Annotated in this window: 1 pseudogene; it reads right to left on the reverse strand. The window is 75.2% G+C overall.

Features of this window, described 5'->3' with window-relative positions:
* A pseudogene (locus tag JHD73_RS28540) lies at window positions 1-126 on the reverse strand (phosphate acyltransferase); the annotation flags it as partial.
* Window positions 127-315: the final 189 nt, after the last annotated feature.

Consider the following 315-nt stretch of genomic DNA (forward strand, 5'->3'; position numbering starts at 1 on the left):
GTGGTGGCGGATGTCTTCCGACAACGCAGCGTCGCCCTGGATCTCGCCTTCCACTTGCAGCTCGGGCACCTCCGCCTTCAGCAGGTCATACGCCGCACGCACCTTGCGCGCCGACGCGCTCTTCGACCTGTCTCTTATACACATCTGACGCTGCCGACGAAGGCCGTGGAGTGTAGATCTCGGTGGTGGCCGGGTGATTAAAAAGGGGGGGGGGGGGGGGGGGGGGGGGGGGGGGGGGGGGGGGGGGGGGGGGGGGGGGGGGGGGGGGGGGGGGGGGGGGGGGGGGGGGGGGGGGGGGGGGGGGGGGGGGGGGGG

The organism is Ralstonia sp. ASV6, from assembly GCF_016429285.1.
In the GTDB taxonomy this organism is placed as follows: domain Bacteria; phylum Pseudomonadota; class Gammaproteobacteria; order Burkholderiales; family Burkholderiaceae; genus Ralstonia; species Ralstonia flaminis.